Source organism: Thioalkalivibrio sp., assembly GCF_041690275.1.
Lineage (GTDB): Bacteria > Pseudomonadota > Gammaproteobacteria > Ectothiorhodospirales > Ectothiorhodospiraceae > Thioalkalivibrio.
Genome location: NZ_JAWLHP010000029.1, coordinates 1 through 21837 on the forward strand (window position 1 = coordinate 1; position 21837 = coordinate 21837).

Annotated in this window: 25 protein-coding genes; 20 read left to right on the forward strand and 5 right to left on the reverse strand. The window is 66.7% G+C overall.

Annotated elements, in window-relative coordinates; genetic code table 11:
- Both dapD and ACESMN_RS07240 read right to left on the reverse strand, forming a co-directional pair.
- Window positions 1-826, reverse strand: an 826-nt coding sequence (gene dapD / locus ACESMN_RS07235; protein WP_373052924.1) for a 2,3,4,5-tetrahydropyridine-2,6-dicarboxylate N-succinyltransferase, incomplete at its 3' end; no start/stop codon positions are given.
- A gap of 428 nt (window positions 827-1254) precedes the next feature.
- Window positions 1255-2121: a gamma-glutamylcyclotransferase gene (locus tag ACESMN_RS07240; RefSeq protein WP_373052925.1), complete on the reverse strand. Its 867-nt coding sequence runs from the start codon at window positions 2119-2121 to the stop codon at window positions 1255-1257.
- A gap of 275 nt (window positions 2122-2396) precedes the next feature.
- On the opposite strand from ACESMN_RS07240, the gene ACESMN_RS07245 reads away from it, so the two are divergent.
- The 8 genes from ACESMN_RS07245 (at window position 2397) to ACESMN_RS07280 (ending at window position 8383) form a co-directional block, all read left to right on the forward strand.
- Entirely contained in the window at window positions 2397-2849 is a 453-nt protein-coding gene (locus ACESMN_RS07245) for an SUF system Fe-S cluster assembly regulator (RefSeq protein ID WP_373052926.1), read from the forward strand.
- Between the two features lie 32 nt (window positions 2850-2881).
- Complete coding sequence (gene sufB / locus ACESMN_RS07250) at window positions 2882-4330, forward strand: Fe-S cluster assembly protein SufB (RefSeq protein WP_373052927.1); 1449 nt, start codon at window positions 2882-2884, stop codon at window positions 4328-4330.
- Window positions 4331-4374: 44 nt separating this feature from the next.
- Window positions 4375-4794 (forward strand): SufE family protein, encoded by a 420-nt coding sequence (locus tag ACESMN_RS07255; RefSeq protein ID WP_373052928.1) that lies wholly within the window; start codon window positions 4375-4377, stop codon window positions 4792-4794.
- A gap of 168 nt (window positions 4795-4962) precedes the next feature.
- A complete protein-coding gene (sufC, locus tag ACESMN_RS07260; RefSeq protein ID WP_373052929.1) occupies window positions 4963-5715 on the forward strand; it encodes a Fe-S cluster assembly ATPase SufC in 753 nt (250 codons plus the stop codon).
- Window positions 5712-7049 (forward strand): Fe-S cluster assembly protein SufD, encoded by a 1338-nt coding sequence (gene sufD / locus ACESMN_RS07265; RefSeq protein WP_373052930.1) that lies wholly within the window; start codon window positions 5712-5714, stop codon window positions 7047-7049. The genes sufC and sufD overlap by 4 nt, the downstream gene beginning before the upstream one ends.
- Before the next feature lie 37 nt (window positions 7050-7086).
- A complete protein-coding gene (gene sufT, locus ACESMN_RS07270; RefSeq protein WP_373052931.1) occupies window positions 7087-7632 on the forward strand; it encodes a putative Fe-S cluster assembly protein SufT in 546 nt (181 codons plus the stop codon).
- On the forward strand, window positions 7632-7952 hold the full coding sequence (locus tag ACESMN_RS07275; RefSeq protein WP_373052932.1) for a non-heme iron oxygenase ferredoxin subunit: 321 nt from the start codon (window positions 7632-7634) through the stop codon (window positions 7950-7952). The genes sufT and ACESMN_RS07275 overlap by 1 nt, the downstream gene beginning before the upstream one ends.
- Window positions 7953-7999: 47 nt before the next feature.
- Window positions 8000-8383, forward strand: coding sequence for a HesB/IscA family protein (locus ACESMN_RS07280; RefSeq protein WP_373052933.1), 384 nt, complete (start codon window positions 8000-8002; stop codon window positions 8381-8383).
- An 87-nt stretch (window positions 8384-8470) separates the two neighbouring features.
- Here ACESMN_RS07280 and ACESMN_RS07285 read toward each other — a convergent pair whose 3' ends face one another.
- Both ACESMN_RS07285 and ACESMN_RS07290 read right to left on the reverse strand, forming a co-directional pair.
- On the reverse strand, window positions 8471-9292 hold the full coding sequence (locus ACESMN_RS07285) for a peptidylprolyl isomerase (RefSeq protein WP_373052934.1): 822 nt from the start codon (window positions 9290-9292) through the stop codon (window positions 8471-8473).
- Window positions 9293-9358: 66 nt separating this feature from the next.
- Window positions 9359-9658: a YciI family protein gene (locus ACESMN_RS07290; protein ID WP_373052935.1), complete on the reverse strand. Its 300-nt coding sequence runs from the start codon at window positions 9656-9658 to the stop codon at window positions 9359-9361.
- A 127-nt stretch (window positions 9659-9785) separates the two neighbouring features.
- Here ACESMN_RS07290 and ACESMN_RS07295 point away from each other — a divergent pair, with 127 nt between their 5' ends.
- The 6 genes from ACESMN_RS07295 to ACESMN_RS07320 all read left to right on the forward strand — a co-directional run bounded on the left by ACESMN_RS07295 (window position 9786) and on the right by ACESMN_RS07320 (window position 15477).
- A complete protein-coding gene (locus ACESMN_RS07295; protein WP_373052936.1) occupies window positions 9786-10403 on the forward strand; it encodes an L-threonylcarbamoyladenylate synthase in 618 nt (205 codons plus the stop codon).
- A gap of 202 nt (window positions 10404-10605) precedes the next feature.
- The gene (locus ACESMN_RS07300) at window positions 10606-11961 is read left to right on the forward strand and encodes a DUF945 family protein (protein ID WP_373052937.1); all 1356 of its coding nucleotides are present in this window, start codon (window positions 10606-10608) and stop codon (window positions 11959-11961) included.
- A 137-nt stretch (window positions 11962-12098) separates the two neighbouring features.
- Window positions 12099-13316, forward strand: a complete 1218-nt coding sequence (locus ACESMN_RS07305; RefSeq protein WP_373052938.1) for a tryptophan--tRNA ligase — start codon at window positions 12099-12101, stop codon at window positions 13314-13316.
- A gap of 68 nt (window positions 13317-13384) precedes the next feature.
- The gene (locus tag ACESMN_RS07310; RefSeq protein WP_373052939.1) at window positions 13385-14218 is read left to right on the forward strand and encodes a segregation and condensation protein A; all 834 of its coding nucleotides are present in this window, start codon (window positions 13385-13387) and stop codon (window positions 14216-14218) included.
- A complete protein-coding gene (gene scpB, locus ACESMN_RS07315; protein WP_373052940.1) occupies window positions 14215-14883 on the forward strand; it encodes an SMC-Scp complex subunit ScpB in 669 nt (222 codons plus the stop codon). Before ACESMN_RS07310 ends, scpB begins: the two co-directional genes overlap by 4 nt.
- Window positions 14884-15063: 180 nt before the next feature.
- On the forward strand, window positions 15064-15477 hold the full coding sequence (locus ACESMN_RS07320) for a phosphate-starvation-inducible protein PsiE (RefSeq protein ID WP_373052941.1): 414 nt from the start codon (window positions 15064-15066) through the stop codon (window positions 15475-15477).
- 37 nt (window positions 15478-15514) lie between these two features.
- Here the strand turns inward: ACESMN_RS07320 and moaB are convergent, their stop codons facing one another.
- The gene (moaB, locus tag ACESMN_RS07325) at window positions 15515-16027 is read right to left on the reverse strand and encodes a molybdenum cofactor biosynthesis protein B (RefSeq protein ID WP_373052942.1); all 513 of its coding nucleotides are present in this window, start codon (window positions 16025-16027) and stop codon (window positions 15515-15517) included.
- Between the two features lie 64 nt (window positions 16028-16091).
- Between moaB and rluB the strand changes: the two genes are divergently transcribed.
- From rluB to lysS, 6 genes are all read left to right on the forward strand, one after another.
- Complete coding sequence (gene rluB / locus ACESMN_RS07330) at window positions 16092-16907, forward strand: 23S rRNA pseudouridine(2605) synthase RluB (protein WP_373052943.1); 816 nt, start codon at window positions 16092-16094, stop codon at window positions 16905-16907.
- Between the two features lie 10 nt (window positions 16908-16917).
- On the forward strand, window positions 16918-17565 hold the full coding sequence (locus ACESMN_RS07335; RefSeq protein ID WP_373052944.1) for an endonuclease III domain-containing protein: 648 nt from the start codon (window positions 16918-16920) through the stop codon (window positions 17563-17565).
- A 178-nt stretch (window positions 17566-17743) separates the two neighbouring features.
- Window positions 17744-18175: a phosphate-starvation-inducible protein PsiE gene (locus ACESMN_RS07340; protein WP_373052945.1), complete on the forward strand. Its 432-nt coding sequence runs from the start codon at window positions 17744-17746 to the stop codon at window positions 18173-18175.
- Complete coding sequence (locus ACESMN_RS07345; protein ID WP_373052946.1) at window positions 18172-19095, forward strand: hypothetical protein; 924 nt, start codon at window positions 18172-18174, stop codon at window positions 19093-19095. Before ACESMN_RS07340 ends, ACESMN_RS07345 begins: the two co-directional genes overlap by 4 nt.
- 77 nt (window positions 19096-19172) lie before the next feature.
- Window positions 19173-20268, forward strand: a protein-coding gene (gene prfB, locus ACESMN_RS07350; protein WP_373052947.1) for a peptide chain release factor 2 whose coding sequence is annotated in 2 segments (ribosomal slippage) — window positions 19173-19244 and window positions 19246-20268 — 1095 coding nt in all. Because the reading frame shifts where the segments join, the coding sequence is not laid out codon by codon here.
- Window positions 20269-20273: 5 nt separating this feature from the next.
- Window positions 20274-21767, forward strand: coding sequence for a lysine--tRNA ligase (gene lysS, locus ACESMN_RS07355; protein ID WP_373052962.1), 1494 nt, complete (start codon window positions 20274-20276; stop codon window positions 21765-21767).
- Window positions 21768-21837: the final 70 nt, after the last annotated feature.

Below are 21837 nucleotides of genomic sequence, written 5' to 3' on the forward strand. Positions count from 1 at the left end.
AGCCCTGCACCTCCCGAAGCAACTGGTTCAGCCCGACCTTGGCCTTGGTCCTCTCGTCCACGCGCTTCACGATCACCGCGCAGTACAGCGAGTACTTGCCGTCCTTCGCGGGCAGGGTGCCGGAGACCACCACCGCCCCGGCGGGCACACGGCCATAGGTGATCTCGTCCCTTTCGCGGTCATAGATGCGCGTGCTCTGGCCGATGAAGACCCCCATGGAGATCACGGCTCCTTCCTCGACGATCACCCCCTCCACGATCTCCGAACGGGCACCGATGAAGCAGTTGTCCTCGATGATCGTCGGTGCCGCCTGCAGCGGCTCCAGCACGCCGCCAATGCCCACGCCGCCGGACAGGTGCACGTTCCTGCCCACCTGGGCGCAGGATCCGACGGTGGCCCAGGTATCGACCATCGTGCCCTCGTCCACGTAGGCGCCAATGTTCACGTAAGAAGGCATCAGCACCACGTTCGGAGCGATGTACGCGCCCTTGCGCGCGGTGGCGGGGGGCACCACGCGAACCCCGCCCGAGCGGAAGTCGCGGCTGCTCGTGTCGGCGAACTTGGACGGGACCTTGTCGTAGTAGTTGGTGAAACCGCCCTTGATGAACTGGTTTTCCTCGATGCGGAAGGAGAGCAGCACCGCCTTCTTCAGCCACTCGTGCACCGTCCACTGCCCGTCGACCTTTTCGGCGACGCGCAGGCTGCCGCGGTCGAGCAGATCAATGGTCTCGCGCACGGCGTCCTTCACCGTGGTCTCGACGTTGCGGGGGGTAATCTGGGTGCGCCGCTCGAAGGCGGCCTCGATGACGGCTTTGAGGTCGGACATGTATTCGTTCCTTTGGGTCGGTGGGACTGTCTGGCGCCCGGAGCGGCCGGGCGGTTCGTTTGCGGGATGGGGCATCGCACCTGTGGCAAGCCGCTGCGGCGGCCGTGGCGAACCGCAGTGGGGCCGCCAGTATACCCAACCCTGCCGGCGGTTCCGCATCCGAAGGTGTTGGGTGGTGCAAGCTCCCGGCGTCGCGGCACGGCCGAGGCCGATCGCGGCTGGAAGCCGCTCCCACCAAGCCCCCGTGGGAGCGGCCTGTGTGGCATGGTCGAGGCCGATCGCGGCTGGAAGCCGCTCCCACGAAGCCCCTGTGGGAGCGGCCTGTGTGGCATGGCCGAGGTCGATCGCGGCTGGAAGCCGCTCCCACGAAGCCCCTGTGGGAGCGGCCTCCGGCCGCGATGCGGCGTGAACCGGGGCAGAACCCTTCTTCATCCCTCGTCCGTCCCCTCAGCCAGATCCCCCACCGCCAGGTCGATCGGTGCCTGCGCCCACCCGAATTCCCGATAGCCTGCGCGCAGGTGCGCAAGGTAACCGGGCGCCACCGGCAGGCCCGTCGTCACGCGATCGGGATGCGCGATCCAGGTGTGGGCGAGGCGCAGGCCCCGCGCGCCGTCCGGCCGAAAGGGGAGCGCGACGCGCAGGTAGTGATCCGGAGTCCCCTCGAACCGGTCCATGGCCTGGAGTTGCCAGGGCTCCACCCGGTGCAGGGCACCGGGGCAGCGGTCCTGGCCGGTGAAACGCAGGTTCGCTACCACCCGGGCTCTGCCCGCCGCACGCTTCTCGAGGCTCAGGCGGAAGCCCGGAAAGGTGCCGGGCCGGCGTCGGCCCACCGGACCGATCCGTTTCTGGATGCGCGACAGACGGAGATTGGACCCGTAGGCGACCATCGGCTGCTGTCCCGGGCGGTTTTCCAGCAGGTACCGGCGGTAGTCGCCGTGGACGATGCGTGCATTGCCGGGTGGTCTGCGGTTGTAGCGGTAGGTGGCTGCCGCGAACGGTGTTCCGGAGAGACTGCGGGCCGGTATCTCCACCCGCTGGTAGAGCGATCCGGACGGATCACTGGGATCGAAGTCCTCGATGCGGTCGATCCGGCGCAGTGTCGCGGCATCGACATCCCAGATCTCGCCGACGACAAGGCCGCGTCCCGGGCGCAGACCCGGGTAGCGCCCGAGATCGAACAGCTGCCCCTCGACCAGCGCAGGACCAAGAAACCGCGCCCCATGCAGCACCTGCGCCCGGCTCAGACCGCGCAACAGGGTGCCATACACGAACAGTCGGCTCCCGGAGGCCGTCATTGCTTCGTGGATGCGCGGAACATCACTTCATTGTAAGGGCACTGGACCCGTGCGGCGTCGCGTTGCATCTTGCGTCCTGCATTGCGGGTGGCAGTGCCGGAACCGGGTTTCCCTGTATCGCGGGGTGTTTATTGCCGGGGCCGTGGGCTGTCGGCATCCTTTGCAGTCATGAATCAGGTCGGGGGCGTTAACGCCCCTCCTTTTTCGGGTAAAATGGGACCAAATAGGTACTGTTTGACCGGATCGGTACTGTTTAACGGAGCGCCTCCGGAACCATGCTACGAATCAGCAAGCTCAGTGACTACGCCATCGTGATCCTGTCCGAGATCGCACGGGAGCAGGGTGTGCAGGGAATCACCGCCCGGCAGCTGTCGGAGAACACCCGGATTGCCATGCCGACCGTGGTCAAGCTGCTGAAGCTGCTCAGGGATCACGGGGTCCTGCTGTCGATTCAGGGCCGCAACGGCGGATACCGCCTGGCCCGGCGCCCGGGAGACACGAGCCTCGCGGTGATCATCGAAGCGGTGGAGGGTCCCATCGCCCTGACCGAATGCATGACCGAGGAACTGGACTGCCAGATTCACAGCAATTGCAATACCCGTCCGCACTGGGTGCACATCAACGCGGCCTTTCGCCAGGCCCTGTCCGTCGTCACGCTCAACGACCTGATCACCGGCACGGTTCCGGTGCCGGTGACCTGGGGCGGGGCCCGCGCGGCAGCACTCTGAACGATTCATCGAGACCAACCGGAGCGAGAACCATGTCCACGCAATCCCAAGACGTCGAGCAACTGATCAAGCGCGAATACAAGTATGGATTCAGCACGGATATCGATCAGGAGATCCTGCCGCCAGGGCTGAACGAGGACGTGATCCGTGCGATCTCGGCGAAGAAGAAGGAGCCGGAGTTCATGCTGAAGTGGCGCCTGGAGGCCTATCGGCACTGGCTGACGATGCGCGAGCCGAGTTGGGCGCACGTCCACTACCCGAAGATCGACTACCAGGCCATTTCCTACTACGCGGCCCCGAAGCCGAAGGATGACGCCCCGAAGAGCCTCGACGAGGTCGATCCGAAGCTGCTCGAGACCTACGAGAAGCTGGGCATCCCGCTGCACGAGCGGGCGCGGCTGGCCGGTGTGGCGGTGGACGCGGTCTTCGACAGCGTCTCCGTGACGACGACCTTCAAGGAAAAGCTCGCCGAGGCCGGCGTGATCTTCTGCTCGTTCTCCGACGCGGTGCATGACCACCCGGAGCTGGTGGAGAAGTACCTGGGCTCGGTGGTTCCTGCCGGCGACAACTACTTTGCCGCGCTGAATGCCGCCGTGTTCTCGGACGGCTCCTTCGTGTACGTCCCGAAGGGCGTGCGCTGCCCGATGGAGCTGTCGACGTACTTCCGCATCAATGCGATGAACACCGGCCAGTTCGAGCGCACGCTGATCATCGCCGAGGAGGGCTCGCACGTGAGCTACCTCGAGGGCTGCACCGCGCCGCAGCGCGACGAAAACCAGCTGCACGCGGCGGTGGTGGAGCTGATCGCACTGGACGATGCCGAGATCAAGTACTCCACGGTGCAGAACTGGTACCCGGGTGATGAGGAAGGCAAGGGCGGCATCTACAACTTCGTGACCAAGCGGGGCGAGTGCCGCGGCCGCAACAGCAAGATCTCCTGGACCCAGGTCGAGGCCGGTTCCGCGATCACCTGGAAGTACCCGAGCTGCGTGCTGCTCGGCGACAACTCGGTGGGCGAGTTCTACTCGGTCGCGGTGGGCAACAACCTGCAGCAGATCGACAGCGGTACGAAGATGGTCCACGTCGGCAAGAACACCCGGAGCACCATCATCTCCAAGGGCATCTCCGCGGGACGGGCGAACAACGCCTACCGGGGGCTGGTGAAGGTCGTCGGAAGCGCCGAGGGCGCGCGCAACTACACGCAGTGCGACTCGCTGCTGCTGGGCGACCGCTGCGGCGCGCATACCTATCCGTACATCGAGGCGAAGAACCCGACCGCCCAGATCGAGCACGAGGCGACCACCTCGAAGATCGGCGATGACCAGATCTTCTATCTGAAGCAGCGCGGAATCTCCGAGGAGGATGCGGTCAACATGATCGTGAACGGCTTCTGCAAGGAGGTCTTCGGCGAGCTGCCGATGGAATTCGCGGTGGAGGCCCAGGCCCTGCTGGCGGTATCGCTGGAAGGCGCGGTCGGCTGATTGCGCGAGCCGGGCTGCAATCCGACGATCTGGAGGAGAAACAGATGAAGATGCAGGAACTGATGGAAGCCTTCGAGATGCTTCCGGACTGGGAAGACCGCTACAAGATGATCGAGGACATGGGACGGAAGATGCCGAACCTGCCGCCTGAGCAGCTCACGGAGGAGACCCGGATCAAGGATTGCAATACGCAGGCCTGGCTGGTCGCGCACCTCAGCGACGAGGACCCCCCGAAGCTGGTCCTCGAGGCCGATGCTGAGACCGCCACGGTGCGCGGCCTGATGGCCCTGATGCTGCTGCCCTTCCGGGACAAGACACCGGAAGAGGTGCTGGCGACCGATCCCTACGAGATGTTCGGGCCGATGGGTCTGGAGAGCGCACTCAGCCCGACCCGGCGCGCGGGGCTCGAGGCCCTGCTGTTCCGGGTGCGCGAGCTGGCCGTAGAGCACTCGGCGACCGCCTGAGATCGAGGTGGGCCCGCTGCGCTTGGCCCACCCTACGCAATGCCTCGTAGTCCCGCAGGGTGGGCCAAGCGCAGCGGGCCCACCATTGAGCCTGAACGGAACGAATATTGATCGGCCTGACCGCCCACCGGCGGGAGGCCGACCAAAAATGACCCAGGAGATACAGCCATGCTGAAGATCAACGACCTGCACGCCCGGGTGGAGAACGGCACCCCCATCCTCAAGGGCATCGACCTCGAGGTAAAGCCTGGCGAGGTGCACGCGATCATGGGGCCGAACGGCTCCGGAAAGAGCACCCTGTGCCAGGTGCTCGGCGGCCGCGATGGCTACGAGGTAACGCGCGGGACCGCCGAATACCTCGGCGAGAACCTCTTCGAACTCGAGCCCGAGGAGCGGGCCCGCGCGGGCATGCTGCTCGGCTTCCAGTACCCGGTGGAGATCCCGGGCGTGAAGAACATCTACCTCCTGAAGGAGGCCTACAACGCCCAGCGCAAGCACCGCGGGGAACCCGAGGCGGACACCTTCCAGTTCCTCAAGCTGGTGCGCGAGAAGCTGCAGATGATGCAGATGGACGAGAGCTTCCTGCATCGCGCCGTCAATGCCGGGTTCTCCGGCGGCGAGAAGAAGCGCAACGAGATCCTGCAGATGCTGGTGCTCGAGCCGAAGCTCGCGTTGCTCGACGAGACCGATTCCGGGCTGGACATCGATGCGCTGAAGATCGTGTCGGAGGGTGTGAACAAGCTCCGCTCGTCCGATCGCGCGATCGTGCTGGTCACGCACTACCAGCGCCTGCTGAGCTACATCGAACCCGATTTCGTTCATGTCCTGTCGGACGGGCGCATTATCAAGTCCGGCGACAAGACCCTGGCCCAGGAGCTCGAGCGGAGCGGCTACCAGGGCATCATCGAGGAGGCGGCATGAGCGCGAATGCCCTGAGTCAGCACTACGCGGAACAGGTCCAACAGGTACAGGACGGGCTTCCGGCAGACCTCCCGGAGTGGCTGGCCGGCCGTCGCCGCGGCGCGGCCCAGCGCTTCGCCGCCGCGGGCTTCCCCGACCCGCGCCAGGAGGAGTGGAAGTACACCAACGTGCGCCCGATCGCGACCAAGCCCTTTGCAACCGCCGAGGTGGTTGTGCCGGTGTCCCCCGAGACGATTGCGGGCCTGGGCTTCGAGGGAATGGATGCCCACCGCATGGTCTTCGTGGATGGGCGGTTCCGACCCGAGCTTTCGGACCTCGACGGCCTGCCCGACGGGGCGGTCGTACGCAGCCTCTCGGGCATGCTCGGCAGCGAGGCGGATCGTCTCGAGCCGCTGCTGGGGACGCTCGCCCATGACCGTTTCTCCAGTTTCGCGGCCGCGAACATGGCCTTCATGAACGACGGAGCAGTGATCATGCTGGGCAGGGGGGTGCGTCTGGAACGACCGGTGCATCTGCTGCTGGCAGGATCGGCGGGGACTCCGGCCGCGTGGCACCACCCGCGCGTGCTGGTGCATGCCGCGGAGGACTCCGAGGTGACCATCGTTGAGCACTACGCGGATCTGGAAGGCGCCAACGGCTTTACGAACACGGTGACCGAGCTGCGGGCCGAGGCCGGAGCGCAGGTGCGCCACTACCTGGTTCAGGACCATGCGGACAGCGCATATCACATTGGCAGCGTCTTCGTGCAGCAGCGCCGGGACAGCCGCGTGACCTCCCACAACGTGAATCTCGGCGGCCGCCTGGTTCGGCACGACCTGAACATCGACCTCACCGAGCCGGGTGCGGAGATCGAGCTGAACGGTCTGTTTCTGGTCGGCGGGCGCCAGCACGTGGACACGCATACCCGAGTGCATCACTCCTCGCCGCACACGACCAGCCGGGAGCAGTACCGCGGTATCGGTCAGGGTCACGGCCGCGGCGTGTTCAAGGGCCGGGTGCTGGTGGAACGCGGCGCGCAGAAGACCGACGCACAGCAGCACAGTGCCAACCTGCTACTGTCGCCGAACGCCGAGATCGACACCAAGCCGGAACTGGAGATCTACGCGGACGACGTGAAGTGCGCGCACGGGGCGACGGTGGGCCAGCTGGACGAGACCTCGCTCTACTACCTGCGCAGTCGTGGCATCGACGCGGAAGCCGCGCGGGGAATGCTGGTCTTCGCGTTCGCCGATGAGGTCCTCGAGCGCATGGGACTGGCTCCGATCCGCACCAGTATCGAACGTCGGCTCGCCGCACGTCTCCCCGAGGCGGGGGTGATGGAAGTCATCGCTTAACGTCGGGATCGCGCGGCGCGCAAGGAGAAATGAGGCCATGCAGGTTCAGGAAATGATCACGCTCACTCGGGACTGCCCGGCCATCGCCGTCCCGGAAGGGCAGAAGGTGATGATGGGGGCGGGTGGCGAGGTCGGTCTCGTCCAGGCCCTCGGCGGCAGTTACACCGTGATGGCGCAGGGCCGTCTGTTCCGGGTCGACGCCAAGGATGCCGACGCGCTGGGCAAGGAGGCGGTACCGAGCCCGGAGCTGCCCGAGGATGCCTCGGACGAGGACGTCGAGAAGATGGTCTGGGACCAGATGCGCGGCTGCTACGACCCCGAGATTCCGATCAATATCGTGGATCTCGGTCTGATCTACCGCTGTGAGATCGAACCGAACCCCGAGGGCGGCCGCCGCGTCTCCATCGATATGACACTTACTGCACCCGGATGCGGGATGGGCAATGTGATCGCCAGCGACGTCTGGCAGCGCGTGATGGAGGTGCCGACCGTCGAGGATGCGCACGTGGAGGTCGTCTTCGATCCGCCCTGGGATGCCTCGCGCATGAGTGAGGCCGCGCGACTGCAGACGGGTATGTTCTGATGAGCGACTGGGTCGACGTCGCCCCGGAGGAAGAGATCGAGCCTGGGATGTACCGCCAGGTGGACGTCGACGATGTGCCGATCCTGGTCTTCAACGTCGAGGGCGGGTTCTACGCGATCGAGGACATGTGCTCGCACGAGGCCTACCCGATGGCCGGCGGCGAGGTGAAGGGCGACCGCATCACCTGCCCGCAACATGGAGCGGAGTTCTGCCTGCGTACCGGTGAGGCGTTGAGTGCACCCGCCTACGAGCCGATCACGACCTTCCCGGTGCGGGTCGAGGGCGGTGTGGTTCAGGTCCGCGACGATCGCTGGGATTGAGAATTGCGCTCGCGCCACCTTTTACATCAATTAGGAGAGTCAGCAAGATGAGTACCATGGCCGTTGATGGCAGCAGCGTCGCAGCCGAGGTCCCGGAGGCGGATCGCGTCCGGGCGACCGAGAAGGCAACGCAGCATATCCTCAAGCAGATGGAGTCGGACCCGGCTGCCATTGGCTTCCGTCTGGAGGTCAAGCGCACGGGCTGTTCCGGCTGGATGTACGTGGTCGATCTCGTGCGCGAGCCCCGGGACGACGACATGATCTTCCGCGTGGGTGACGAACTGGATATCTACGTGGACGAAAAGAGTTTCGGTTTCGTGCACGGCATGGAGATCGACTTCGTGTCCGAGGGACTGACGCGTCAACTGGTCTTCAACAACCCGAACGTGACCGCCGAGTGCGGGTGCGGCGAGAGCTTCTCGATCGACTGAGCCGGGCGCCGGCAGCGGATGGGTCCGGCAAGCGGGGGAGTGGCCTGCATCGTCAGGAGTGATGCAGGGCCATCAGGGTTGGTGCCGCTATTGCTGGGGCCGGATCGGGAACTCGATGCGCGCGTCGGCCCGCAGCTCTTCCACATAGGCACGCAGCCTGCGGGTCTCGAGGATCTCCTCGATCAGCGGCCGCACCTCTTCCAGGGGCGGCCGTTCCACGTCTCTCGTCTCCTCGAGTCGGATCACGTGCCAGCCGAACCGGGTTTCGACGGGTTCGCGCGTATATTCGCCGGGTTCGAGCCCGGCGACGGCCGCGGCGAAGGGCGGGACCATCTGTTCAGGCACGAACCAGCCGAGGTCGCCGCCCTCGGACGCGGAGGCGTCGATGGAGTGTGTCTCGGCCAGTGCGGCGAAATCGCCGCCCGCATCCAGCTGTTCGATCAGGTCGCGCGCTGGCTCGGGCGTCGGCACCAGGATATGGCGGGCCCGGTATTCCTCCGATGCGAGCTCCTCGATCCGGGCCTCGTACTCGGCCTCAATCTCGGCATCGGAGAATTGCATGGCCTCGGTCCTGCGCTCGATCAACTGCGACGCCAGGATGTTGGTTTCGAGGTTCCGCAGCAGGACCCGCGTCTCTTCCTCCTGGTGCAGGTCCTCGGCGACGGCCTGCTGGCGCAGGAGTTCGAGCTTGATGAGCTCGTCCAGGAGGTCTTCGGCGTTCGCCGTGTCCGGCGCCGCCTCGAGCCCGACATAGGTGAAGAGATCCGTCCGCGTAATGGGCACGTCGTTCACCAGCGCCAGGGTCTCCGCATCCGCCAGCGGCGGTCCGGCCTCGGGCTCCGGGGGGTCGCATGCAGTCAGTACCGGCAGAAGCGCGGTCAGCAGGATCAGGGCGATGCGGGTATTCATCGGCGGCTCCGGGGATGGTTGCGGGCGGCAGGCGCCGCATCGGCGTGCACCGTGCGTGGTTCGGTATCAGGGCAGTACCCGTTTGAACGGGTGAACCCGCACCTGACTGAAGACGCCCGTGGTGAGGTAGGGATCGGCATGGGCCCATGCTTCGGCCTCCGCGAGCGATGGAAATTCCGCGACGATCAGGCTGCCGGTGAAGCCGGCCGGACCGGGATCGGGGCTGTCCACCGCCGGGAGTGGGCCAGCAAGGACCAGTCGGCCTGCATCGCGCAGCGCCTCGATGCGCAACAGGTGCTCGGGGCGGGCCGCCATCCGGTTCTCGAGACTGCCGGGACGGTCCTGGCCAAGGATCACGTAGAGCATGTGGGGTTCCCCCGGGTCGATCGTCTTCGGGTATTCGGCAGCCGGCAGTATACAGACTCCGCATCCGGCGTCGGCAGGCGCACAGCTGGTATGATGCGGCGTTTCAGTTGCAACGGTGCGGTCGGTCATGAGCGTTCTCACCATCCATCCCGAAAACCCGCAGCCAAGGCTCATCAAGCAGGCGGTGGAGCGGCTGGAGCAGGGTGCGGTCATCGTGTTGCCAACCGACGCCTGCTACGCGCTCGCCTGCCGGATCGGCGACAAGGCGGGTGTGGAGCGGATCCGGCGGCTGAGGCAGGTGGGCGAGGAGCATCACCTGACGCTGCTGTGCCGGGACCTGTCCGAACTGGGCGTGTACGCGAAGGTCGACAACACCGCCTTCCGGCTGATGAAGGCGCTGACGCCGGGCCCGTACACCTTCATCCTGCCGGCAACGCGGGAGGTGCCCCGGCGCCTGCAGCACCCGAAGCGGCGTACGGTCGGCCTGCGTGTTCCGGACTCGCGAGTGGTCCAGGAGTTGCTCAGAGAGCACGGGTCGCCGCTGATGTCGGCGACCCTGCACCTTCCCGGCGACGAACATCCGCTGAGCGAGCCGTGGGAGATCGACGAGCGCATCGGGCGCGTCGTCGATACCATCGTCGACAGCGGTGCGGGGACTCTCGAAGCGACTACGGTGATCGACCTGACCGGCGCCGTCCCGGAAGTGGTGCGGCACGGGCTGGGGCGGGTCGATTTCCTGGAGTGACGCGTTCGTGTCGGCGCCACGGGAGGACCCGCGGGCAATGCAGCGGAGCCGGCGGTCTTGGTTATACTGCGACGATGCCATCATCGATTCCAGTGAACGCGATTAACGGCGGTCGCTCGACTGAAGGGCTCGGCCTGAGCGCGGCGCATCCGCGGTTCGTGGTGCGGTCCCCGGCGAGATCCGGACTGTCCGGGAAGATCCCTTGCGCAAGATCCTGATTGCCCTGCTGCTGATTGTGGTGGCCGCTGCGGCGTGGCCGATCTACGTCGGTGTGCAGATCGAAAATGCCCTCGACAACGCGTATACCGGCCACGCGGGCGGGTTGCGGATCCATCACGCGGTTACCCGCTACGAGCGCGAAAGGTACGGGGCCCATGCCACCAGCGTGCTGCAAGTGTCCGGAAAGGGGCTTGACTTCGAGGTCGAGCTGGAGCACCGGATTGATCACCGGCTGCTGGGAGCCGCGGTCCAGACCCGCACCGTTCCCGGACGATCCGCGGGAAGGATTCCTGCCCCCTGGGCCGCCGTCCTGGCCCAGGCCCGGCCTCGCGCGGACAGCTGGCTCGGTCTCGGGGGCGGGATCAGCTCGCGGCTGTCGAGCCGACCGGTGCTCATCTCCGGAGATGCGGACCCCGAGGCGGAACCGCTCCCCTTCCGCCTCCATCTGGGGGCAGGGCAGGGCGGCGTCGCCTATTCGCCGGAGCGGATGGTCCTGAGCTTCGATACGGATCTGCTGGACCTCGCTGAGGGTCAGGAACGCCTGCTTCTGGAGCAGCTGTACTTCGGGCTGGTGGTGCATCCGGAGCCGGATGGCGGATACGGCTCCCTGCCGGATTACGACATCGGACTCGGATCGCAGCTCATTTCGTTGACGCTGGGGAACCGCGAGGTGCTGGGTCTGGAATCCCTGCAGATGAGTTCCAACCAGAATTCGGCTGCCGACCGCCTGGACAGCCTGTGGCGGGTGCGGGCGGAGGAACTGCGCTCCGTCGGGCTCGAACTCGAGACACTGGATCTGCAGCTCACCGCATTGCGGTGGCACCGGCCGACGCTGCTCCGGTTCATGGAGGATCTGGAGGGCGTGCGGGCGATGGCGCTGGCTGCCGACCTGCAGACCGGGCTGCTGCTCGGCATGCTCCTGGACGGTCTGCAGCGGATGATCGAACACGACCCGTTGCTGAGGGGGCATCTCCGCCTGAACAGCGAACCGGGAAAGCACGTCCGCCTGAACATGGATCTCGGCTTGAGCGGGGACGCGGAGGACTTTGCCGCCCGCCCGCTGGAGTCGATCGCGCTGGATCTGGACCTGGAGGCCGGTCTCGCTCTCCTTGAGGAGGTGGCCGCGCTCCTTGAGACCGAGACCGGACTGGAGGCCACTGAGGCCATGGACCTGGAGACCTTGCTGGAGCTCGCCGTCAGTGAGGAATGGGCACAGATCGAGAATGGAATCCTGAGCAGCCGGCTGCGCATGGAGGATGGACGGCTGCTGATCAACGGCCGGGATCAGACCGTGTTGCTGCTGGCGCTGGTGTTCGGTTTCGCCCGCGGCATGTTCTAATGCGCGCGACCGGTACCCGGATGCACCGGTGACCAGGACTGCGCGCCCGGCGATTGCGGATGGCGCCCGCCTTTCGCCAACGGCGGAGCTTCCGTGATAATCAGGTCAGTGGCTGTAAACCCAAGAGGAAGTCTTTCGTGAGCAATCAGGGGACGAACCGGCGCGTGCTCTCCGGCATGCGCCCGACCGGCCGGCTGCATCTGGGCCACTATCACGGTGTGCTTAAAAACTGGCTGGAACTCCAGCACAGCTACGAGTGCTTCTTCTTTGTCGCCGACTGGCACGCGCTGACCACGCACTACGAAGCGCCCGGAGACATGGGTCAGCACGTATCCGACATGGTGATCGACTGGCTCGCTGCGGGCGTGAGCCCCAGCGCGGCGACGGTCTTCGTGCAGTCCCGGGTGCCGGAACACGCCGAACTGCACCTGCTGCTGTCCATGTTCACGCCACTCGGGTGGCTCGAACGCGTCCCAAGCTACAAGGATCAGCAGGAACAGCTGCGGGAACGCGATCTGGCGACCTACGGGTTTCTGGGCTATCCGGTACTGCAGAGTGCCGACATCCTCGCCTATCGTGCGGGACTGGTTCCGGTCGGGGAGGACCAGGTCGCGCACCTGGAGGTAACCCGCGAGATCGCGCGCCGGTTCAATCACCTTTACGGCCGCGAGCCGGGCTTTGCGGAGAAGGCGGAGGCCGCCATCGACAAGATGGGCAAGAAGATGGCGCGACGTTACCGGGACCTGCGCCGCCGCTTCCAGGAGCAGGGCGAGGAAGACGCGCTGGAGATCGCCCGGGCGCTCCTCGAGGGCCAGCAGAACATCTCGCTCGCGGATCGAGAGCGCCTGTTCGGCTACCTCGAGGGCAGCGGCAAGATCATCCTTCCCGAGCCTCAGGCAATGCTGACTCCGACCGCGAAGATGCCCGGTCTCGATGGCCGGAAGATGTCCAAGAGCTACAACAACGCGATCAGCCTGCGTGCCGAGCCGGGCGAGGTGGAGGCGCAGATACGCACCATGCCGACCGATCCGGCGCGCGTGCGCCGCACCGATCCGGGGGATCCCGACAAGTGTCCGGTGTGGGGGCTGCATCAGGTCTACACGCCCGAGTCCACGCGCGAGGAGCTCGCGGCCGGGTGCCGGACCGCAGGTATCGGCTGCGTTGACTGCAAGCGCCCGCTGATCGAGGGGGTGCTGGCGGAGCTTGCGCCGATCCAGGAACGGGCCCGGGAATACACCGCCGACCCGGCACTGGTCAGGAGTATCGTCAACGAAGGCTCCGAGGCCGCGCGCGAGGAGGCCCGGGAGACGCTGGACGAGGTGCGCCATGCAATGGGTCTGGATTATCTCCGGTGATGGGCTCCAGTGCGGCCAAGCGATGTGCGTCGGCTGAGCATGTCCACGGCAGGCGGGACTGACAGGGGATGACGGAGGCGGATGCCGTCGAGCTCGAAGCGGCCGCCGGGGATGGCGAGTGGTCCTGCCGCGTGCATGGCAGTCCACTGGAGGCGTTGCCGGTGGATCTCTACATCCCACCGGATGCACTGGAGGTCTTTCTCGAGTCCTTCGAGGGTCCGCTCGACCTGCTTCTGTACCTGATCCGGCGCCAGAACCTGGACATCCTCTCGATTCCGATCGCCGAGATCACCCGGCAGTACATGGCCTACATCGAGGTGATGCAGGCCATGCGCCTGGAACTGGCGGGCGAATACCTGGTGATGGCTGCGCTGCTCGCGGAGATCAAGTCCCGCGTGCTGCTGCCGCGGCCCCCCGCATTGGCGGAAGAGGAGGACGACCCGCGGCTCGCGCTGATCCGCCAGCTCCAGGAGTACGAGCGCTTCAAGGCGGCCGCCGAGCGTCTCGATGCGATCCCGCGGCTCGAGCGCGACGTCTTCCACGCGCATGCGGCGCGCGACGCCCTCCTGGGTCCGCCCGCGCCGGCACCGGCGCTCGAGGACCTGATGGAGGCGCTGGTCGGTGTGCTGCGGCGTGCCGGTCTGCGCGCCCGCCACCAGATCAGTGCCGAGGCCCTGTCGGTGCGCGAGCGCATGGCGCGGATACTCGGGTCCCTGGAAGATCAGGAAGGCTTCGTGGACTTTGTCGATCTCCTGATCGTGGATGAAGGACGGCCGGGTGTGGTCGTCGCGTTTCTCGCAGTGCTTGAATTGAGCAAGGCGGGTCTGCTGGAGTGGGGCCAGGGCGCGCCCTTCGGTCCCATCCAGGTGCGGCGTCGTACAGAGGCGGCCGACGCGGAATGACGAACGGGAAGTCGACGCCACCGGACGCAGTCATCCCCGGACCGGACGAACCCGGGATCGAGCTGGTGCTGGAGGCGGTCCTGTTCGCGGCGTCGGAGCCGGTGCCGGTGAAGGACCTGATGGCCGCCTGCGCCGTTGCAGACGACAGCGCCGGGCGTGCGGACATCGAGACGGCGCTGGAACGCCTTTCGGCCCATTACCGGGACCGGTCGATCGAACTGGTGCGGTCCGCAGGCGGATACCGGTTTCGCGTGCGCCAGCGATTTTCCGGGCACGTGCAGGCGGCACAGCCGGAACGTCCCCAGCGCCTGTCCCGCGCGCTTCTGGAAACACTCGCCATCATCGCCTACCGTCAGCCGGTGACCCGCGCGGAGATCGAGGAGATCCGGGGCGTGGCCGTGAGCACGCAGATCATGCGCGCACTCACCGAGCGCGGCTGGGTGCACGTGGTGGGGCACAAGGAGGTGCCGGGTCGGCCCGGCCTGTACGCGACCACGAGGGCCTTCCTGGATGACCTCGGTCTCGGCCGGCTGGACGAGCTGCCGCCGCTGGATGCGCTGCGCGATCTGGTTGACCTGCCCGGCGGGGAGCCGGCGGACCCGCGGGTGGCGGTGACCGGGGAGCCCGATGGCGGCGCCGCGCAGGAGCCGGAATCCGGCCACTAAGGCCCCGCCGGGCTCACCCCCGGAATGGCCCGGCGCCCATCCCTTCAGAATCGCCACGCTTCGACTATATTCCTTCCGTGGAACCGGGCGCCGGTCGCGCCGCGGCGCTGCGTGCGGTTCGGTGTGATCCGGGTGTTCACCCGACCCGCAGCGATGCATCAATCAGGAGACGACCCAGACATGTCGGACAAAGTCTTCTCGCTGAGCAAGCGGGTCGGAATCAGGATGGCGGAGACCTTCCAGCTGGTGCTTCTGTTCCTGGCCGGGTTCGGAATCCTCTGGGCGACGATCATCGAGGTCGGGAAGGTGTTCGACAAGGGCGGCCCGGATCTCGGCGACGTGCTGCTGCTGTTCCTGCTGATCGAGCTCGCCGCGATGGTTGCGATCTACTTCAAGACCAATCGGCTTTCGGTGCGCTTCCTGGTCTACATTGCCATCACGGCCCTGACACGGGTGCTGGTGGTGGATGCCAAGTACATGGAGAACCCGCAGATCCTGACGCTGGTCGGTGCGATCTTCGTGCTCACGCTCGGCGTATTCATCCTGCGCATGTGCGAGGTCTGGTTTGGAGTGGATGACGAGGCGAGGGATTGAACGCGTTCCGCTTGCCGGCAGGGAGCGCCGCCGGCTCTCACTCGGCCAGCCGCGGCATCAGCATGGTCAGGTTGCAGGGATGGGTACCGGAATCAAGCTGTGCCGCGATGATTCGTGTCCATGCGGTCCGGCAGGCATTGCGCGAGCCGGGAAGCACGAAGATGAAGGTCCGGTTGGCAACGCCCGACAGCGCGCGCGACTGGAGGCTCGAGGTCCCGATCTCCTCGTAGGAGAGATGACGGAAGAGTTCGCCGAAGCCCTCGATCGTCTTGTCCAGCAGCGGCACGACGGCCTCCGGGGTGCCGTCACGGCCGGTGATGCCGGTACCCCCGGTGGCCAGGATGCAGTCGATCCCGGGATCGGCGATCCAGCGCGAGACCTCGGCCCGGATCGCATAGATGTCGTCCCGGACCAGCCGGCGGTCGGCAAGGCGATGACCGGCGCCCTCGAGGAGTTCCGCGAGTGTCGCCCCGGAGCTGTCGTCCTCAAGGCTGCGGCTGTCGGAGACGGTGAGCACGGCGATGTTCAGGGACTGGCTCTTCCGGGTCATGGCACGGATTCCTTTTTCGTGTATCGTCGGCAGCCATCATAGTCAGCCCTTGCGAGCCTTCAAGATGGCGGAGCGTCTGCAGAAATATCTCGCGGCCCGGGGGCTTGGCTCCCGGCGGCAGATCGAGGGCTGGATCGAACGCGGCGAGGTCCGGGTCAACGGCCGGGTTGCGCAACTGGGCGAGCAGGTGGATCCGGATGACACCATCCACGTCCGTGGTCGTCCGGTCAGCACGAGGGTGGGCGCCGCGCGCTGGCTGGCGTATCACAAGCCCGAGGGCGAGATCTGTTCCCGCTCCGATCCCGAGGGACGCCGCAGCGTGTTCGCGTCCCTGCCGAGATTACGCGGTCAGCGCTGGGTCTCCGTTGGCCGTCTGGACCTGAACACGTCGGGACTGCTGCTGTTCACCACGGATGGTGCCCTGGCCCACGCGCTGATGCACCCGTCGCGCGCACTGGTGCGCGAGTACGCGGTGCGGGTGCTGGGGGAAGTGCCGGCATCCATGCAACAGTCGCTGCTGGAGGGCGTGGAGCTGGAGGACGGTCAGGCCCGGTTCGAGAGCCTCTTGGATGCGGGAGGCGAAGGAGCGAACCACTGGTTCCACGTGACCGTCACCGAGGGACGCAACCGGCTCGTGCGCAGGCTCTGGGACGCGGTGGGCGTGAGTGTCAGCCGCCTGATCCGGATCCGCTACGGGCCGGTGGAACTCGGCCGCGGCTTGAAGACCGGACACTACCGCAACCTCGAGGACGCGGAGATACGGGCGCTGTACGACGCGGCAGGCCTCCGGCCCCCGCGGCCTGCAGGCAGGCGCACGGGCGGACGCAAGCGCGGACGGCCGTCTTCCGCCGGCACCCGGAATCCGCAGCGCGCCCGCTGAGACCGTCCGCATGAGCGCCCCGGACACGCGGGAACTGCTGCGCCGCCTGGATGGCGCCTACGGGGCGATGCACTGGTGGCCCGCGGACTCCGTCTTCGAGGTGGTCGTTGGCGCGGTGCTGACGCAGAACACGCGCTGGGAGAACGTGGAGCGGGCGCTCGCAAACCTCCGCGAGGCGGATCACCTCGACCCGGAACGCATACTCTCGCTGCCGGAACCCGAACTGGCGGCGCTGATCCGGCCGAGCGGCTATTTCAACGTGAAGGCGCGGCGCCTGGTGAGTCTCGTGCGCTTCATCCAGCGCAGCGGAGGACTGGAGATGCTGATGCACTGGGACACGCCGCGGTTGAGAACGGCGCTGCTGGGGGTGCACGGAATCGGCCCCGAGACCGCGGATGACATCCTGCTGTATGCCTTCGGCCGGCCGGTCTTCGTGGTCGACGCCTACACGCGCCGTCTCTTCGCAAGGCTGGGATGGTTTCCGGAACGCGCCGCCTACGAGGAACTGCGGCTTCATGTCGAGGGCGAAGTGGGCGCCGATGCCGGCGCACTCAACCAGCTGCATGCGCTGATCGTGGAACACGGCAAGCGACATTGCCGGTCACGGCCGATGTGCACGGGCTGCACGCTCGCTGAGATCTGTGCCTTCGGCCGATGACGGCCGGGATGCGGGCCTCCCGGACCGCAAGAATCGCCGGGATACTTTAGGCCGTCGGGGACGGTGACGGATAGACTGGTGACCCGAGTTCGGCGCGTGTCCGATTCCGCCGTTTGCCGTTGCGGCGGGGGGATGGGGCGGCACCGCGCGGGGTGCGGTCGACAACACTGGGGATGGTATGAATCTGGACAGACTGAGCCGGCGGGCATTGCACGGGACCGAGATTGCGGTGCTGGCCGTGATTGCAGTGGCGACCGTGATCGCCATCCTCCAGGAGATCGCGCTGATGGTGCGCAACCTGGAGGTCACGCTGGCGGACCTGCTGCTGCTGTTCATCTTTCTCGAGGTGCTGGCGATGGTCGGCATCTACTACAAGTCCGGACGCCTGCCGGTACGCCTGCCGCTGTACATTGCGATCGTCGCCCTGGCCCGCTACATCATCATCGACATGAAGGCGATGGAGTTCTGGCAGCTGATGGGCGCCGCCTTCGGCATCCTGCTCATCACGCTGGCGGTTCTCGTGCTGCGCTATGGCCACGTCCGCTTCCCCTATGTCGACGAGGGGGGGGAGGAGCCCGACCACGAACGCGCCGATTCACCCCCGAGATGACCCGGCCGATCGAAGTGCTGGTACCCGGACTCTGGAGCCGGCGGGGTGATGCGCCTGACCCGAGGACGCCCGGGCTGCTGGCGAAGATACTCGGGCGCGGCGAGATGGCGCCGAGCACCGCCGTCGGCTGGGAGGACGCGGCCGCCGCCCGGTTGGGCTTCAGGCCTTCCGTCTCGGGTCGACGGCGCTGGCTCGCGGTGCCGGTCTCGCTGACTGCCGGCATGACCGACGTCGTGGCGCAGGCGGTCGGGGACCTCGGCCCCGAGGACAGTGCGGCGCTCGTGCAGTCGATTCTTCCCGAGCTTGAGGCGGCGTCGGCCGCGCTTCGCGAGACCTCACCCGGCCTGTTCGAGCTGAAACTCGATGCCGAGGGCGACTGGGACATGCCACCGCCCTCGGCCGCGGTTGGCCGGCCGATCCGCACCCCGCGCCTGGAGAGCCCGGCCGCCCGGCGTCTGCAGGTGCTCGGCACCGCGGTGCAGATGGCGTGGTTCAACCATCCAGTGAACGCAGAGCGCGCGCGCAGGGGGCATGCTCCCGTGCATGGGCTCTGCTTCTGGTCGCCGGGCATTCGCGACGGCACACCCGCGGTGCGCGGCATCGCCGGGGGCGGGGCGATCGCCGCCTGGCTGGCGGAGGCTGCCGGGGTGGCGTGGTCGGCTGACCCGCTGTGCCGCGAGGCGGACCTCGCCGTGCTGGATGCGCTCCAGCGTGCGGAGCACGCCGGGCGCCGCGATGAGATGCTCGGGTCACTGTCCGGAGATCTCCTGGCCCCGCTCCTGACCCGTCTGCGCGAGGGCGCGGCCGACGAGTTGCGGCTGCACGACCCGGGTACCGCCGTCCTGCGGCTGCGGCGGAGTGACTGGCGCCGCTTCTGGCGGCGGCCCCGGACACTCGCCGCGATGACCTGGGGAACCTGAGGCTGGAACCTGCGGCGACTCCGTGCAGGCCGATGTCTTGCTATACTAAGCGGCTTTTCGGACCGGAAGCACCTCCCATGGAACTGAACGTTTACTACGCCAACATCGCTGACCTGCAAGGCCGCCTGGAAGGCCTTAGGGGGTATCTTTGACTTCGCCGAGCGGGAAGAGCGGCTCGAGGAAGTGATGCGCGAACTGGAGTCGCCCGATGTCTGGAACGAACCGGACCGGGCGCAGGCGCTCGGCCGCGAGCGTGCGCAACTGGAAGCGGTAGTCCTTGACATACGGGAGATCGAAGGGCAGCTGGAAGACAGCAAGGCCCTGCTCGAGCTCGCGGAGGCGGACGAGGATGCCGAGACGGTCTCCGCGATCGAGTCCGATCTCGCGAAGATCAACCGGCGGGTCGAGGGCCTCGAATTCCGCCGCATGTTCTCCGGCGAAATGGATGCCGCGAACGCCTACCTGGACGTCCAGGCCGGGTCCGGGGGCACCGAGGCCCAGGACTGGGCGAACATGCTGCTGCGCATGTATCTCCGCTGGGGCGAGCGCCGGGGCTTCGGCACCGAGATCATCGAGCTCTCAGAGGGCGATGTGGCCGGGATCAAGAGTGCGACGGTACGTTTTCAGGGCGATTACGCCTTCGGGTGGCTGCGCACCGAGACCGGCGTGCACCGGCTGGTCCGGAAGTCCCCCTTCGATTCCGGCAACCGACGCCACACCTCCTTCGCCGCGGTCTTCGTGTCGCCCGAGATCGACGACTCGTTCGAGATCGAGATCAACCCCGCGGACCTGCGCGTGGACACCTACCGGGCCAGTGGCGCCGGGGGGCAGCACGTGAACCGGACGGAATCGGCGATCCGGATCACCCACATGCCCTCGGGGATCGTGGTGGCCTGTCAGAACGACCGCTCCCAGCACAAGAACCGCGACACGGCGATGAAACAGCTCAAGGCAAAGCTCTACGAGATGGAGATGCAGAAGCGCAACGCCGAGAAGCAGGCGGAGGAGGACGCGAAGTCCGACATCGGCTGGGGAAGCCAGATCCGTTCCTATGTGCTGGATCAGTCGCGGATCAAGGATCTGCGGACCGGCGTGGAAGTGGGCAATACTCAGGCGGTGCTGGACGGCGATCTCGACCCGTTCGTCGAGGCCAGCCTCAAGAGCGGGCTGTGAAACCGATGGACGCGCAGGATCCCGACGAGAACCGCCTGATCGCGCAACGGCGCGAGAAGCTCGCGGTCCTGCGCGGCGACGGCCCCGCGTTTCCGAACGACTTCCGCCGCGACAGCCTGGCCGCCGACCTGCATGCCCGGCACGACGCCACCGAACCGGAGGCGCTGGAGGCGTCGGGCGTCGAGGTGGCGGTCGCCGGCCGGATGCTGGGCAAGCGCGTGATGGGCAAGGCGAGTTTCGCGACCGTGCGCGACATGTCCGGGGACATCCAGTTGTTCGTGCAGCGCGACAGCCTCCCGGATGGTGTCTACGGGGCCTTCAAGCAGTGGGATCTCGGCGACGTGCTGGGCGCGCGGGGCACGCTGTTCAAGACACGCACCGGCGAGCTGTCGGTGAAGGTGACGGAACTGCGACTGCTGACCAAGAGCCTGCGGCCATTGCCCGAGAAGTTCCACGGTCTCTCGGATCTCGAGACCCGCTACCGGCAGCGATACGCCGATCTGATCACGTCGCTTGAGACGCGGGACCTGTTTCGCCGGCGAACGCAGATCATCGAGCACATCCGCCGGTACTTCACGCGGGCCGGTTTCCTCGAGGTCGAGACCCCGATGATGCAGGCCATTCCCGGCGGGGCCACGGCGCGGCCCTTCGTCACCCACCACAATGCACTGGGCATGGACCTGTACCTGCGCATCGCCCCGGAACTGTTCCTGAAGCGGCTGGTGGTCGGCGGCTTCGAGAAGGTCTTCGAGATCAACCGCAATTTCCGCAACGAGGGGCTCTCCACGCGGCACAACCCAGAGTTCACGATGCTGGAGTTCTACGAGGCCTTCGTGACCCATCACGAGTTGATGGATCGCACCGAGGAACTGGTGCGGGGGCTGTGCCGGGAGGTGCTCGGCACGACCGTGATCGAGTACCAGGGACAGCGTCACGACGTCGCGCCACCGTTCGCCCGGCTGACGGTGCGCGAGTCCATTGTCGCGTTCAACCCCGGGATCGGCGACGCGGACCTCGACGATGCGGAGCGGATGCGGGCCCATTGCCGCGAGCTGGGAATTCCGCTGAAGCCCGAATACGGGCTGGGCAAGCTGTGGATCGAGGTCTTCGAGAAGACGGTCGAACCGAATCTGCTGGATCCCACCTTCATCACCGCCTACCCCACCGAGGTCTCGCCGCTGGCCCGCCGCAGCGACGGGGACCCCTTCGTCACCGACCGTTTCGAATTCTTCGTCGGCGGCCGCGAGATCGCGAACGGGTTCTCCGAGCTCAACGACCCGGAGGACCAGGCCGAGCGGTTCCGTTCCCAGGCGCGGGACAAGGAGGCGGGAGACCTCGAGGCCATGCACTATGACGCCGATTTCATCCGTGCCCTGGAATACGGTCTGCCCCCGACGGCCGGAGAGGGTATCGGCATCGATCGTCTGGTGATGCTCCTGACCGATTCCCCCTCGATCCGGGACGTGCTGCTGTTCCCGCACATGCGCCCCGAGGCCTGACGCCCCCCATCGCCGTGCGGGATCACCTCCCGCCGGGTCCCGTGGGAGCGGCTTCCAGCCGCGATGCAGC

Excerpts from the sequence above, each read along its gene's own strand:
- ACESMN_RS07240 (WP_373052925.1), bottom strand. The coding sequence starts at position 2,121 with ATGACGGCCTCCGGGAGCCGACTGTTCGTGTATGGCACCCTGTTGCGC.
- ACESMN_RS07245 (WP_373052926.1), top strand. The coding sequence starts at position 2,397 with ATGCTACGAATCAGCAAGCTCAGTGACTACGCCATCGTGATCCTGTCC.
- sufB (WP_373052927.1), top strand. The coding sequence starts at position 2,882 with ATGTCCACGCAATCCCAAGACGTCGAGCAACTGATCAAGCGCGAATAC.
- ACESMN_RS07255 (WP_373052928.1), top strand. The coding sequence starts at position 4,375 with ATGAAGATGCAGGAACTGATGGAAGCCTTCGAGATGCTTCCGGACTGG.
- sufC (WP_373052929.1), top strand. The coding sequence starts at position 4,963 with ATGCTGAAGATCAACGACCTGCACGCCCGGGTGGAGAACGGCACCCCC.
- sufD (WP_373052930.1), top strand. The coding sequence starts at position 5,712 with ATGAGCGCGAATGCCCTGAGTCAGCACTACGCGGAACAGGTCCAACAG.
- sufT (WP_373052931.1), top strand. The coding sequence starts at position 7,087 with ATGCAGGTTCAGGAAATGATCACGCTCACTCGGGACTGCCCGGCCATC.
- ACESMN_RS07275 (WP_373052932.1), top strand. The coding sequence starts at position 7,632 with ATGAGCGACTGGGTCGACGTCGCCCCGGAGGAAGAGATCGAGCCTGGG.
- ACESMN_RS07280 (WP_373052933.1), top strand. The coding sequence starts at position 8,000 with ATGAGTACCATGGCCGTTGATGGCAGCAGCGTCGCAGCCGAGGTCCCG.
- ACESMN_RS07285 (WP_373052934.1), bottom strand. The coding sequence starts at position 9,292 with ATGAATACCCGCATCGCCCTGATCCTGCTGACCGCGCTTCTGCCGGTA.
- ACESMN_RS07290 (WP_373052935.1), bottom strand. The coding sequence starts at position 9,658 with ATGCTCTACGTGATCCTTGGCCAGGACCGTCCCGGCAGTCTCGAGAAC.
- ACESMN_RS07295 (WP_373052936.1), top strand. The coding sequence starts at position 9,786 with ATGAGCGTTCTCACCATCCATCCCGAAAACCCGCAGCCAAGGCTCATC.
- ACESMN_RS07310 (WP_373052939.1), top strand. The coding sequence starts at position 13,385 with ATGACGGAGGCGGATGCCGTCGAGCTCGAAGCGGCCGCCGGGGATGGC.
- scpB (WP_373052940.1), top strand. The coding sequence starts at position 14,215 with ATGACGAACGGGAAGTCGACGCCACCGGACGCAGTCATCCCCGGACCG.
- ACESMN_RS07320 (WP_373052941.1), top strand. The coding sequence starts at position 15,064 with ATGTCGGACAAAGTCTTCTCGCTGAGCAAGCGGGTCGGAATCAGGATG.
- moaB (WP_373052942.1), bottom strand. The coding sequence starts at position 16,027 with ATGACCCGGAAGAGCCAGTCCCTGAACATCGCCGTGCTCACCGTCTCC.
- rluB (WP_373052943.1), top strand. The coding sequence starts at position 16,092 with ATGGCGGAGCGTCTGCAGAAATATCTCGCGGCCCGGGGGCTTGGCTCC.
- ACESMN_RS07335 (WP_373052944.1), top strand. The coding sequence starts at position 16,918 with ATGAGCGCCCCGGACACGCGGGAACTGCTGCGCCGCCTGGATGGCGCC.
- ACESMN_RS07340 (WP_373052945.1), top strand. The coding sequence starts at position 17,744 with ATGAATCTGGACAGACTGAGCCGGCGGGCATTGCACGGGACCGAGATT.
- ACESMN_RS07345 (WP_373052946.1), top strand. The coding sequence starts at position 18,172 with ATGACCCGGCCGATCGAAGTGCTGGTACCCGGACTCTGGAGCCGGCGG.
- lysS (WP_373052962.1), top strand. The coding sequence starts at position 20,274 with ATGGACGCGCAGGATCCCGACGAGAACCGCCTGATCGCGCAACGGCGC.